9 protein-coding genes are annotated in these 12,603 nt (G+C 70.7%); 4 read left to right on the top strand and 5 right to left on the bottom strand.

Annotation, left to right across the window (positions count from 1 at the left end):
• Positions 1-195 precede the first annotated feature (195 nt).
• Complete coding sequence (locus tag AC1RSK_RS12515; protein ID WP_492907878.1) at positions 196-1,653, top strand: serine hydrolase domain-containing protein; 1,458 nt, start codon at positions 196-198, stop codon at positions 1,651-1,653.
• On the opposite strand, the gene AC1RSK_RS12510 is transcribed toward AC1RSK_RS12515, so the two are convergent.
• Positions 1,654-2,496 carry an outer membrane beta-barrel protein gene (locus AC1RSK_RS12510; RefSeq protein ID WP_492907877.1) on the bottom strand — a complete coding sequence of 281 codons (843 nt, stop codon included), beginning with the start codon at positions 2,494-2,496 and terminating at the stop codon, positions 1,654-1,656.
• Between the two features lie 116 nt (positions 2,497-2,612).
• On the opposite strand from AC1RSK_RS12510, the gene AC1RSK_RS12505 reads away from it, so the two are divergent.
• From AC1RSK_RS12505 to AC1RSK_RS12495, 3 genes are read left to right on the top strand one after another with little or no spacing between them, the layout of a single operon-like run.
• Positions 2,613-3,518, top strand: a complete 906-nt coding sequence (locus AC1RSK_RS12505; RefSeq protein WP_492907876.1) for a helix-turn-helix transcriptional regulator — start codon at positions 2,613-2,615, stop codon at positions 3,516-3,518.
• 25 nt (positions 3,519-3,543) lie between these two features.
• Positions 3,544-5,052, top strand: a complete 1,509-nt coding sequence (locus AC1RSK_RS12500; protein ID WP_492907875.1) for a response regulator — start codon at positions 3,544-3,546, stop codon at positions 5,050-5,052.
• Between the two features lie 39 nt (positions 5,053-5,091).
• Complete coding sequence (locus AC1RSK_RS12495; RefSeq protein ID WP_492907874.1) at positions 5,092-7,176, top strand: AmpG family muropeptide MFS transporter; 2,085 nt, start codon at positions 5,092-5,094, stop codon at positions 7,174-7,176.
• 294 nt (positions 7,177-7,470) lie between these two features.
• Here the strand turns inward: AC1RSK_RS12495 and AC1RSK_RS12490 are convergent, their stop codons facing one another.
• The 4 genes from AC1RSK_RS12490 to AC1RSK_RS12475 form a co-directional block, all read right to left on the bottom strand.
• Positions 7,471-8,307, bottom strand: a complete 837-nt coding sequence (locus tag AC1RSK_RS12490; protein ID WP_492907873.1) for a S1 family peptidase — start codon at positions 8,305-8,307, stop codon at positions 7,471-7,473.
• Between the two features lie 4 nt (positions 8,308-8,311).
• Positions 8,312-8,740, bottom strand: a complete 429-nt coding sequence (locus AC1RSK_RS12485; protein ID WP_492907872.1) for a DUF350 domain-containing protein — start codon at positions 8,738-8,740, stop codon at positions 8,312-8,314.
• 84 nt (positions 8,741-8,824) lie between these two features.
• Positions 8,825-9,985: a dual-specificity RNA methyltransferase RlmN gene (gene rlmN, locus AC1RSK_RS12480; protein ID WP_492907871.1), complete on the bottom strand. Its 1,161-nt coding sequence runs from the start codon at positions 9,983-9,985 to the stop codon at positions 8,825-8,827.
• Positions 9,986-10,180: 195 nt separating this feature from the next.
• Positions 10,181-12,409: an AsmA family protein gene (locus AC1RSK_RS12475; RefSeq protein ID WP_492907870.1), complete on the bottom strand. Its 2,229-nt coding sequence runs from the start codon at positions 12,407-12,409 to the stop codon at positions 10,181-10,183.
• Between the last annotated feature and the right edge of the window lie 194 nt (positions 12,410-12,603).

The raw sequence follows: 12,603 nt of genomic DNA, 5'->3' as shown, positions 1-12,603 counted from the left end.
CCGCCTCTGCGCAGCTGAAAGACCTATCGACCCCTCATCCGGCCCTTCGGGCCACCTTCTCCCACAAGGGGAGAAGGAACCTCTCACGGCAGCGGACCCAGTCTTGGCCGCCTGTCCGATATGCGATTGCCCTGTCTCCAGGGGAGGGAGCAGAGCCCTGTTCGATCCAGGCAAACCCGTCCTAACATGCCCCACATGATCCCCCGCCGCTCCGTCCTCGCCGCCGGCCTCCTGCCCTTCGCCGGCGCAGCCCCGACTTCTGTGGCCCAGGCGTCCGACGACCCCGTCGCCCGCATCGAGCGCCGGCTGGTTCCCCGCATCGTCCTGCGCAACGCCCCGGAGCCGCCGCGCAGCCTCGCCGAGCGCATGGCCCACTATCGCGTGCCGGGCGTCAGCCTGGCCTTCTTCGACGACGAGCGGGTGCTGTGGACCCGCCAGCACGGGGTGCTGGAGGCCGGCTCGAGCCGCAAGGTCGATGCCGACACCCTGTTCCAGGCCAGTTCGGTCAGCAAGCTTGCCACGGCGATCGCCCTGCTGCGGCTGGTCCGCGAAGGCCGCCTCGACCTCGACGCCGACGTCGCGACGCGCCTGAGCGGCTGGCGCCTGCCGGACACCCCCTTCACCGCCAGGGAGAAGGTCACCGTCCGCCGCCTGCTCAGCCACAGCGCCGGGGTGACGGTGCACGGGTTCGCCGGCTACGGGCCCGGCGAGCCGCTGCCGACCCCGGTCCAGATCCTGGCCGGGGCCGTACCGGCCAACAATCCGCCGGTGACCGTCGACACCGTTCCGGGCGCGGCCTGGCGCTATTCCGGCGGCGGCTACATGGTCCTGCAGCAGCTGGCGGCCGAGGTCACGGGCGAACCCTTCGCCGCCACCCTGCAACGCACCGTCCTGACCCCAGCGGCCATGACCCGCAGCCGCATAGACCAGCCCTTGCCGGCGGCCCTGTGGGACAACGTCGCCCGCGGCCACGCCGCCGACGGCCGGCCGCTGCCCGGCGGAGCCATGGTGTTCCCCGAGCTGGCCCCCGCCGGCCTGTGGTCGACGCCCGCCGACCTGGCCCGCATGGCCATCGCCCTCAATGCCGAAGCCGACGGGGCCGACCGCCTGATGGGCCAGGCCTTGGCCGGCCAGATGCTCACCCGCCAGTCGGGCGACTGGGGCCTCGGCGTCGACCTGACCGCGATCCCCGGCGAGGTCAGCTTCAGCCATGTGGGGACCAACCCCGGCTACCAGGCCTGGCTGATCTTCATCCCTGGCCGCCGCCAGGGCCTGGCGGTGATGACCAACGGCGCCAGCCAGTCGGGCTTCTTCCTGGAGATCGTCATGGCCGTGGCCCGCGAATACGGCTGGCCTGGCTTTACCCAGACCATCCGCGACACCGTCGCCGTCGCCCCCGCCGTCCTGGCCGCCTACGCCGGGACCTGGCTGGCCGACGGCGCCCCGGCCTTCGCGGTGATCGCCGAGGACGGCCGGCTGTTCGTCCAGGGCGGGCCGTTCGGGCCGGACCGGGTCGAGCTCCATGCCGAGAGTCCGACCCGCTTCTTCATCCTCTCGACCGGCTTCACCTTCGACTTCAGCGAGGCGGCCGAGGGCCGGGCCACCCTGGCGGGCAGCATCGCCGCCGTCCGCCAGGATGCCTCGCCTCCCTGATCAGGGCTCCAGCAGGTCGTTGCCGCAGGGGCCGACGGAATCGTCGCCACAGCCGCCGCCGCCGCCATCGTCCTCCTCGACCTCGATGCTGCCAGCGGCGCGCAGCAGGTCGCCGCCGAACAGGTCGGTGAACGCCGGCGCTGACTGGCCCTCCAGGTAGCGGTCGCGCAGGGTGCCGCCGCCGAAGTTCCAGCGCAGGCCGATGCGGAAGGTGTCGGCGGTGAGGTCGAGGTCCTCCGCCTCGCTGTGCTCGAAGCGGGCGAACAGTGAAATCGGCGCGCTGCCGAACTGGTGCTCGCCGCCGAGGCCCAGGCTCCAGCCCTCGAAGTCGCCAAGGTCGGTGTCGAAGGTGCTCAAGGCGGCGAAGGCGTCCAGCCGGCTGTTGTCGCCGGCGAAGAAGCGCAGCTCACCGCGCGCGCCCCAGCCCTCGGCATCGCCCGAGGCGTAGCCGGCCGCGCCGTCCAGGCGCCAGTTCTCGGCCAGGCTGAATCGTCCCTCGACGCCGCCGCCGGTGAGATCGAAAGTCTCGCCCGTCGTCGCCCCGACGAAGGCTCCCAGCTTGGAGCCGCCGACGTCGAACAGCAGCCGGGCGGTCGGCGACCAGACCGCGTCGTCGCCCTCGAACTGGCTGGCTTCGACGGTGAACTCACCGGACGCCGCCGAACCAAGCGGCAGGGCCAGATGGCCTTGCAGGTTCCAGAACTCGGCGTCGACCTCGCCGACGCCCGGCGCCTCGACATTCGCGCCGCCGTAGGCCCCGCCCAGATAGCCCCGAGGGGCGGCTTCGGCGGCTCCGCCCACCAGGACCAGCAGCCCGGCGGTGGTGATCAGGACGGTTTTCATGACGCGCGTTTCTCCAATGAACGACCACCGTTTTTTAGGGGCGCCATTCGCGCGGTAATTGTAGGATCGCGACATCCTGCCGCAGCCGATCGGCTGAGACCGAGTTGGGAGGCGCCATGTCGGCGGCCAGCGTCCGCTTCTATCTCCCCGCGCCGGTGCTGCGGGAGGCGGTCTCCGCCTACTATGTCCTGCGCATCCAGGCCCCGGAGGGCGTCGAGGACATCATCCATCCCGAATGGGCCAATGTCCGGCTGGTGCTGTCGGGCGACTGGCGGGTGCGTTTCCCGGAACGGTCCGAAGAGCACCTGCCGGAGGCGGCGATCAGCGGCGTGCTGGAGCGCGGCGTGGTGGCGTGGGGATCACCGGGCGTCCTCGTTGGTTTCGGCATCCTGCCGGAGGGCTGGGAACGGCTGACGGGCCAGGCCGCCGCCGGCTTCGCCGATCGGTTGCGGCCCCTGTCCGACGCCTTCGGCCCGGCCGCCGCCGCCCTGCTGCCGGCCCTGCGCCAGGCGGGGTCGGACGGCGGGGCGGTGGAGATCCTCGATGCCCAGCTGTCGGCGCTGATCGCCGCCCGGCCGGCCGCCTCGCCGATCGTCGCCCGGGCCCAGGCGGTGCTGGTCTCCTCCCAGCCGCGTTCGGTCGAGGCCTGGGCGGCGGAGGTCGGTCTGTCGCCGCGCCAGCTCGAGCGGTCCTGCCTGCGCTACCTGGGCCTCAGCCCCAAGCGGCTGCTGCGCCGCCAGCGGTTCCTGCGCACCCTGGCGGCCATGCGCGACACCCCGTCCGGCGGCTGGAGCGGGCTGATCGACGCCCACTATGTCGACCAGTCGCATTTCATCCGCGAGTTCCACTACTACCTGGGCATGTCGCCCCGCGCCTATTTCGCCCGGCCCCAGCCCTTCATGCGCGAGGCCGGCGACCAGCGCGCCGCCCTGCTGGGCGCGCCGGTCCAGGGCCTGCATGCGCCGGCCGCCGTGCGCCAGGCCGCTCTGCGTCAGGACGCCGCGCAGCCAACGGACCGTTAAGCCGCCCCTCTTAAGGTCGCGGCCCATGACGACAGACGCCATCACCCCCCAGCAGCTGGCCACCCTGAGCCACGAGTTCCGCACGCCCCTGAACGGGGTGCTGGGCATGGCCCGGCTGCTGGACGGCACCGACCTGTCGCCGGAGCAGCGCGACTATGTGAAGGCGCTCAAGGAGAGCGGCGATCACCTGCTGGGGCTGATCAACGATGTGCTCGATCTGGCGCGCCTCGGGGCCGGCAAGCTGGAGCTGCACCCCGCGCCCATGGAGGTCGAGAGCCTGCTGCGCCAGGTCGCCGAGCTGATGAGCCCGCGCGCCCATGAGAAGGGCATCGAGGTGGCCTGGGCCGCCGCCCCGGGGCTGGGAACGGTGATGGGCGACGAGGGCCGCCTGCGCCAGGTATTGCTCAACTTCGCCGGCAACGCCGTGAAGTTTACCGACAAGGGCGGGGTGCTGATCGCCGCCGAGCCGGAAGGGCCCGGCCGCATCCGCTTCACCGTCACCGACAATGGCCCCGGCGTGCCCGACGCCGCCAAGGGCCGGATTTTCGAGCCCTTCACCCACGCCGACCCCAGCCACGGCGGCTCGGCGCTCGGCGGGGCCGGCCTGGGCCTGGCCATCGTCCAGCTGCTGGCCGAGGCCCACTGCGCCTATGTCGGCGTCGAGGATGCGCCCGGCGGCGGCGCCCGCTTCTGGTTCAGCGCCGACTTTGAAGCCGTCGGCGAACAGGTTCCGGACACCAGCCTGGCCGGCCGCACCGTCGTCGTCGCCAGCCCCAACCCGGCTGTGCGGGCCGCGGCGGCGCGGCAGATCGAGGCCTGCGGCGGCGCGGCCATCACGGCGGCGGGCGTCGCCGGGGCGGTGTCCAAGGCGCCGGCCGGGGCCGTGCTGCTGATCGACCACGGCCTGCTCAAGGGCCGCCGGGGCCTGAAACCCCCGGCCGGCCACGAGGCCATCGTATTGCTGCGCCCTGACGAGCGCGACCGCATCGAGCCCTGCCGCGCCGCCGGTTTCGCCGGCTATCTGATCAAGCCCCTGCGCCGGGCCTCCCTCGCCGCCCGGGTGCTGGCCGCGCAGGGCGAGGTTCCGCCGATCGAGGCCGCCAGCAGCGAGGACGAACGCATCGCGCCCGCCGCCGCCCCGGGGGCCCGGGTGCTGCTGGCCGAGGACAACCCGATCAACGCCTTCCTGGCCCGCACCCTCCTGGAGCGCGAGGGCGCCGTGGTCGACCGCGCCGCCAGCGGCGAGGAGACTCTGGCGGCCATGGAGGCGGGCCGCTACGACCTGATCCTGATGGACGTGCGCATGCCCGGCCTGTCGGGGATCGACGCGGCTCGCGCCCTGCGGGCCAGAGGCGTCTCGACCCCCATCGTCGCCCTCACCGCCGACGCCTTCGAGGACGATCGCCGCGCCTGCCTGGCGGCCGGCATGGACGATTTCCTGGTCAAGCCGCTGACCGCCGACGCCCTGCGCACCGCCCTGGCCCGCTGGGCCCGCTGGACGCCGCCGACGGCTCAGGCCAAGTTGGCCGGCTAGACGGGGGCGCCGGCTCCCGGCCCTTAGGGAGGGGAGCCGATGGCCAGCACCGCCGAGACGACCGAAGCGCCGAAGGGCCAGAGCGCCAAGGACCTGCTGTTCGGCTTCGCCGGACGGGCCGGCCGGCTGCAGTTCTGGCTGGTGATGATCGCCTCGGCGGCGGTGTTCGGCCTGTTCTGGTCGATGGTGAACCTCAAGTCGCCGGTCGATCCCACCCTCCCGCCGCCGCCGCGCCCGCCGGGTTCGGCGATTCTCGAAGCCATGCCCTGGATCATCGCCGTCGGCCTGATCTGGCCGCTGGTCGCCATCGGGCTGAAACGTTGTCACGATCGGGGCCGCAGCGGCTGGTGGCTGCTGGCCGTCCTCGTGCCGGTGATCGGCTGGGCTTGGCTGATCTGGGACCTGGGCGTTTCCTCCGGCGTGGCCGGCGCCAACAAATACGGCGCGCCGGCCTTCGACCAGGACGGCGGGGTGCGCGACATCCGCAGCGTCACGGTGATGTTTTTCCTTGGCTTCTCCGCCGGCCTGCCCGGCCTGCTGATCTTCGACACCCTGTCGGTCTGGCTGCGTGACGAGGGGATCAGCCTCAAGGTCATCGGCTTCTTCACCCTGGCCACGCTGTTCAGCGCCCTGAAGTTCCTCTGGGCCCCGATCATCGACCGCACGGCCGTGCCCTTCCTGACCAAGTGGCTGGGTCACCGTCGGTCTTGGATGCTGGTTTCGCAGGCGGTGATCATCCTCGGCCTGTGGCTGATTTCAGGCCTCAGCCCGGCCCAGAACCTGGTCGCCCTGGCCGCCTTCGCGGTGCTGGTCGGCTTCTTCGTGGCCAACCAGGACATCGTCATCGACGCCTGGCGGATCGAGGCCGTCGAGACCGAGAAACAGGGGGCCATGGCCGCCGCCTACCAGTGGGGCTACCGAGTCTCGATGGTCATCGCCGGCACCGTGCCGCTGATCCTGGCCGAGGTCTTCGACTGGCACATCTCCTATGCCGTGATGGCCGCCCTGATGGCCGTCGGCGTCCTTGCGGTGTTTGCCGCGCCACGTGAGAAGGTCCACGCCGTCCGAGCGATCGACACCGGAGACATCCCGGCCCGTCCGGCCGTTGAGGTCGTCGAATACGCCGTGCGTCTCGCCCTGCTTTTCGGAGGCGCCCTGTTCCTGGGCGTCGGCCTGACCGGCGACGCCAGCCTGCCGGCGGTGATGATGGGCGGCGAAGAGGCGGGCGGGGCCTGGATCGTCGCGGCCTTCAAAGGCGACTGGAAGGCGCTCTGGCAACTTGGGGGCGTGATCGGCGGCTTCGGACTCATCATCCTGGCTGCGTTGCCGCTCTTCAACCTGCCGACCCGGCCAGGACGGTATCTGTTCACCGCCCTGTTCCAGCCGGTTATCGACTTCATCGACCGCTACAAGGGTCTTGCCCTCTTCATCCTGGCCCTGATCTGCCTCTACCGGGTCAGTGACTTCGTCATCAACATCAACGGCGCCTTCTACCTCGACCTCGGTTTCACCAAGCCGGAGATCGCCGAGGTGCGGAAGGTGTTCGGGGCGGTGATGTCGATCATCGGCGTCTCGCTGGGCGGCTGGTCGGTGCTCAAGCTTGGCCTCATGCGCACCCTGATCATCGGCGCCTTCCTGGGTTCGCTCAGCAACCTGGCCTTCGCCTGGCTGGCGATGGAAGGCCACAGCGTCTACGCCTTCATGTTCGCCATCGCGGCCGACAACATCGGCGGCGGCTTCGCCGGCACGGCGCTGATCGCCTACATGTCCAGCCTGACCAGCATCGGCTTCACCGCCACCCAGTACGCCCTGTTCAGCTCCCTCTACGCCCTGATCGGCAAACTCCTGGCCACCCAGTCGGGCCGTATCGTCGAGGAGTCGGCCAAGGCGGCCGAAGGCGGCGGCGTGTTCGCCGGCCTGCGCGGGCTGATGAGCGGCCTGCCGCCGGAAAGCTATGCGGCGGCCCTGGAGAAGAGCCAGGTCACGCCCGCCGCCCTCGGCGTCGGCTATCTGGTGTTCTACGTCTACACGACCATCGTCGGCTTCGCCGGCATGATGCTGGTCTTCTACGTCGCGGCGCGCCAGCCCAAGCCGGAAACGGCAGCGGACGAGGCGCCGGCTTAGCCGCCGGCAATATGTCTAGACTTATTCATCTGAAGGAAGCCGGGACGCCTTGAATTGCCGTCAGCGCCGGGGCCAAGGCTCGCTCCAGCGGCGCCCGGCCATTCCCCGGTCATTCAATGTGTCCCCTCTCGCCGGCCGGCGGGGTGGTTCGGCGGTGGACCCCCGGCGGGTTCCGAGGGGTGGGTTTGACGCTCCGGACAGGTCGATCCGGCCCTATCGGGTGGTCATTAAGTCATTGAAACTTCGTAATAATATAGCCGACATCACGGACCGTCCGTGCTATAATCGCTTCGCTCAGGCCAGGCAGACCACCTGCGCCACCCGCAGGTCCCGCCGCAGGGCGTCGGCGACGCGGCCGTAGTTCTCGGTGTTGACCGGCTCGCCGGTGGCGAAGTGGCTGGCCGGCTGGCCGGCGGCGTTCATGGCGCTCAGCAGGGTTTCCGGCGTGGTGGTGTAGATGCGGCCCCGGCGCGGGGCCTCGGCGACGGTGACGCCGATCACCCGGCCGGCGGCGTCCAGCGCCGGCGCCCCCGACAGGCCCGACAGCGGCCCTTTCAGGGTGTTGGTGCGGCCGACCTCGGCCCAGACAAGCACCCCCTCGGTGCGGGCCCCCCGGCCGCGCACCACCAGGTTCTCGCGGCCCAGCAGCCGGGAGGTGACCTCCCCGGCCTGGCCCTGCGGGAAGCCGGGATGGAAGGCGCGGTCGCCGCGCCTGAGCTTCTGGGCGTCGGCCTGCGGAATGACCGGCATGGCCGGCGAGCCGCCGTCGCTGATCAGCACGGCGGCGTCGCCCTGTGTGTCGACGCTGACCCGGGTGGCGACGCCGCGGCCCTCGGCGACGACGATGGCGACCTGCTGGCAGCCCTCGACCACGTGGCGGGCGGTGATCCAGACGCCGCGGTCGGCGATCGAGAAGGCGGTGCCGCTGCTCGGCTGGGGCTTGTCCTGCATCTCGACGACGACGGCCGGGTCGAAGGGCGAGGCGGGGCCGAGCGGCAAGCCTTCCTCGCCGGGCACCGGCGGCGGCGGGGCGGGGGCGTCGGCCTTCTCGCGACGGCCCACGGAGGCGATCACCAGGGCCAGGACCACGGCGCCGTAGATCGACCAGTCCGGGAGCCGCGGAAAATTCATCAGGTCAGGCGGTGATCGCGGCCGAGAGGATCAGGGCGGTGGCGATCTTGGCCCCGACCAGCAGCAGGGCGGCGGAGATCTCGCCCTCCTGGATGCGCTGCGGCAGCCCGTGCAGCACCATGTCGGTCAGCCGGAAGACCAGCAGCTGGACGAAGGTCACCGCCACGCCCCAGAGGCCGATCTCCAGCAGGGAGGCGGAGGTCGACAGGGCCGTGCACAGCGGGATGGTCAGGGCGACCAGCACGCCGGCGAAGGACAGGGCGGCGGCCGAGTTGCCCTCGCGGATCAGGGTGATCTCTTTGTGCGGGGTCAGCAGGGCGTAGAGGGTGGCGCCGAGGATCAGCATGACCAGGGTGACGCCGGCCTGGCCCAGCGCCAGCGGGAAGCCGTTGGCGAAGGCGGCGATTTCCGGGGACTGCAGTTCAGGCGGCATCACGGATCTCGAAAGAACGGGCGCCGATGGTTAGCACGGGAACGGCCGGGTGTGACAAGCACTTCGCCGGCTGGGCGTGCGGCCCTACGCCGCCGCTTCCGCGTCCGGAGCGGCCTTGCGGCGGGCCGAGGCCCGGACCTTCTCGCTCTCGCTCTTCAGCTGGCCGCAGGCGGCGAGGATGTCGCGGCCGCGCGGGGTGCGGATCGGGGAGGCGTAGCCGGCCTTGTTGAGGATGGCCGCGAAGGTCTCGATCACCGGCCAGCTGGAGCATTCATAGGGGCTGCCGGGCCAGGGATTGAAGGGGATCAGGTTGACCTTGGCCGGGATGCCCTTGAGCAGGGCGACCAGGGCGCGGGCCTCGGCCGGGCTGTCGTTGACACCCTTCAGCATGACGTACTCGAACGTCACCCGCCGGGCGTTGGACAGCCCCGGATAGGCGCGGATGCCGGCCATCAGCTCGGCGATCGGGTACTTCTTGTTGAGCGGCACCAGCTCGTTGCGCAGTTCGTCGTTGGTGGCGTGCAGGCTGATGGCCAGCATGGCCTGGGTCCGCTCGCCGAGCGTCTGCAGCTGCGGCACGACGCCCGAGGTGGAGACGGTGATCCGCCGGCGGCTGATGCTGATGCCCTCGTTGTCGCTGAGGATGTCCAGGGCGTCGGTGACGGCGTCGAGGTTATAGAGCGGCTCGCCCATGCCCATGAAGACGATGTTGCTGAGCAGCCGGTCTTCCTTGTCGGACGGCCATTCGGCCAGGTCGTCCTTGGCCACCTGCACCTGGGCGACGATCTCGGCCGCCGTCAGGTTGCGGACCAGGGCCTGGGTGCCGGTGTGGCAGAAGGTGCAATTGAGCGTGCAGCCGACCTGGCTGGAGACGCAGAGGGCCCCGGAACGGCCGACGTCGGGGATGTAGACGGTCTCGATCTCGATGCCCGGCGCGGTGCGGATCAGCCACTTGCGGGTGCCGTCCTTCGATACCTGCCGCTCGACGATTTCCGGCCGGGCGATGGTGAAGGTCTCGGCCAGTTTCGCCCGGGTGTCCTTGGCGACATCGGTCATGTCGGCGAAGTCTGTGACCCCGGCCTGGTGCATCCAGCGCCAGATCTGGCTGGCCCGCATCCGCGCCTTGTCGGCCGGCACAGCGCCGCCGTCGATCAGCGCCTGGCGCAGGCCGTCACGGGTCAGACCGGACAGGTTGACGATTGAAACAGGCTTGGCGGCCCGGGAAAGGTCGAGGGTCGTGGTCACGTGCGATGCTTTGAGGTTGAAGCGAGATCATAGCAGATGGGGCCGGAATTGAGAAATGCACCACTTTCCGACCTTCCCGACGAAAGTCGGGATCCAGCGGCCGCGACGGGTCCGGGTCCGCTCCGATCAGAGCAGAACCCCAGACCGCCTGCCCACTGGGCCCCGACTTTCGTCGGGGTGATCGGACTTTGGGAGCTACTCCCTCTTCCGACCGCGATCCCGGTCCTGGCGTTCCTCGCGGGCCGCCTTCTCGCGATCACGGCGCGCGTCGCGAATCGCCTTCTGGCGGTCCTTCTCCTCCTTCCGGGCGCCTTCGAGCTGGCTCTCGGTGAGGGGGGCGGTGTCGAGGCTGGCGGGGGCGCCGCGCTTGCGGCCCTCGCGGACCAGGGCCCCGCAGTTGACGTCGTTGGCCAGGCCCGGATCGACGAAGGGCAGGATGGCGGCCAGGGGCGACAGCAGCGCCCCAACCGCCAGGGCGAGGCCGCCTTGCGCCACGGCGGGCCCGGCCTCGACGCCGACGCCGGGCTTGGTGATCGGGCCGCTGACGGTGATCGGCAGGAACAGGCGCAGCAGGCGCGGCTTCTTGGAATCGCCCTCGAAGCGCAGGTTCATCCGCTCGGTCTCGAGGTTGATCGAGCCGCTGCCCTCGACCAGCACCACGCCGGTGTCGGCCAGGATGCGGTTGGAATGGGCGACGCCGTTGCGGACCTGGAAGTCGGCGACGGCGCAGCGCAGCGGCGTCGTCTTCGGGTCCTCCGACAGCAGCATGATCAACCCCTTGCTGGCGTTGACGCCCAAGAGTTCGGCGAAGGCCTGGCGCATCTCGCCGCGCGGGGCGACCAGGGTGAAGCTGCCGTTGGCGTTGGAGGCCGCCCGGTGCACCGAATTGCCGGTCCCGCTGAGTTTGAGCCGCGCCGCCAGCGCCCCCTCGATGACCGGCATCCCCTGCACCTTTTGCGAGACCCAGTCCTCGATGCGGGCGCCCGTCATCCTAAGGTCGACGTCGGTTCGCGGCACGGCGCCGCTGGCGTTCAGCACCACCATGCCCTTTATGTCGCCGCGGTCGAGGCTGAAGGCGATGGGGTTCATCTTCAGCACCCCGTCGTTGAGCGTCAGATCCAGCGACAGCCGGCGTAGCGGCAGGCCCGGCGCATTGATGGTCTCGGCGCGATAGGTGACGTCGGCGTTCATCGCCCGGATGCGGTCGACCTGCAGGGTAGAGTCGGGCAGCAGTCGGCCGCCGGTGGTTGGGGTCGACTTGCTCTCGCCGCCGACCTGCCGGGTGCGCATGCCGAAGAAGGCGCCCAGGTCGTCGAAGTCGACCCGCCGCGAGCGCAGGTTGGCGGTCAGCATCGGCTTGTCGCCGCTCGTATCCACGGTCAGCTGGCCGGCGATGTCGCTCTCGCCGATGACGCCGCGCGCCTTGTTCAGGTGCCAGCGGCCGCCGTCGCGCACCAGGCCGGCGCTGACCCGGTAGGGCGGGGTGTTGGGCAGGACGACGCCGGTCGCCACATAGAGGTCGTTCATGTCGGCGCCCGACAGCTGGAAGCGGGCCCCGAAGTGGTTGAGGTCGAAGGGCCGGTCGATATGGCCGTCGGCAAGGATGCGGGTGGCCCCGGCCTGGACCCTGGCCTTGAAGCGGTAGGGCCGGTCGGGCGAGATGTTGAGCAGGGGCTCACCCTCGACCCGGGCGGTGAACTTGGCCCGGTTGAGCGTCCCGTCGCCGTTCAGCAGGAAGCGGCCGGCCGTCTCGCCGGTGGTGCTTTCCTCGGTCGAGACCACGCCGACGAACACCGCCTTGCGCTGGGCGTCGTCGAGCCGCAGGTCGGCGCGGTCGATCAGCAGCCGGCGGATGGCCGGCAGCCTGGCCGAGCGGCCCTTGTCGCGGGCCCCGAACTCCCAGTTGCCGCGTCCGTCCCTGTCGCGGATCAGGTGGATTTTCGCCTGCCGGACGCGGACGTAGCCGAGCACCGTGTCGCCCCTGAAAAGGTCGGCCAGCTGCAGGCTGCCCTCCAGCCGGCCGACCGTCGCCATCGGCTCGCCCGGCCTGGCCCCGGCGTCGAAGGCCCAGGCCGGCTGGCTGATCCGCAGGTCGTGGATCTCCGCCGAGGGATTGAGTGACCAGGGATGGACGTCGAGGTCGCCGGCCAGCACCACCGTGCGGCGCAGCTGGGCCGAGGCGACGGCCCCCACGGGGCCACGCAGCCAGTTCCAGTCGAAGATGACCAGGAAGCCGACCACCAGCAGCAGCAAGGCCGACAGGCCGATGACCACCCGCCGGGCCACCTTGGGATCGTGTCGTTCGCGGCGAGCGGCGGCCTGCTCAGGCGTTTCGGGTTCGAAGGCGTGCTTCAGCCAGGCGCGGGCGCGCGCCGAAAAGCGCGCGGCCGATCCTTTGTCAGGCCTGTTGGCGTCCTGGCTCAAGCAAACGTCTCCGAATCCCCCAAGGGTCGGTAACGTCAGGGCGGGCTGGTTGTTTCATGCCCATCCGGGGAGGGGCTGGGCGCGGGTCAGTAGACGAGGCGGAATCCGGTCACCAGGGCGGCGACGGCGAGAAAGGCGACGATGGCGACGATCTCGTAGCGTTTGAACATTGGTCCGTTGGGCGAACGCATGGG

The sequence above is a fragment of the Caulobacter sp. GW821-FHT11A05 genome (assembly GCF_058809015.1).
This window is presented reverse-complemented; position numbering and strand designations above follow the sequence as displayed.

Excerpts from the sequence above, each read along its gene's own strand:
- AC1RSK_RS12515 (WP_492907878.1), top strand. The coding sequence starts at position 196 with ATGATCCCCCGCCGCTCCGTCCTCGCCGCCGGCCTCCTGCCCTTCGCC.
- AC1RSK_RS12510 (WP_492907877.1), bottom strand. The coding sequence starts at position 2,496 with ATGAAAACCGTCCTGATCACCACCGCCGGGCTGCTGGTCCTGGTGGGC.
- AC1RSK_RS12505 (WP_492907876.1), top strand. The coding sequence starts at position 2,613 with ATGTCGGCGGCCAGCGTCCGCTTCTATCTCCCCGCGCCGGTGCTGCGG.
- AC1RSK_RS12500 (WP_492907875.1), top strand. The coding sequence starts at position 3,544 with ATGACGACAGACGCCATCACCCCCCAGCAGCTGGCCACCCTGAGCCAC.
- AC1RSK_RS12495 (WP_492907874.1), top strand. The coding sequence starts at position 5,092 with ATGGCCAGCACCGCCGAGACGACCGAAGCGCCGAAGGGCCAGAGCGCC.
- AC1RSK_RS12490 (WP_492907873.1), bottom strand. The coding sequence starts at position 8,307 with ATGAATTTTCCGCGGCTCCCGGACTGGTCGATCTACGGCGCCGTGGTC.
- AC1RSK_RS12485 (WP_492907872.1), bottom strand. The coding sequence starts at position 8,740 with ATGCCGCCTGAACTGCAGTCCCCGGAAATCGCCGCCTTCGCCAACGGC.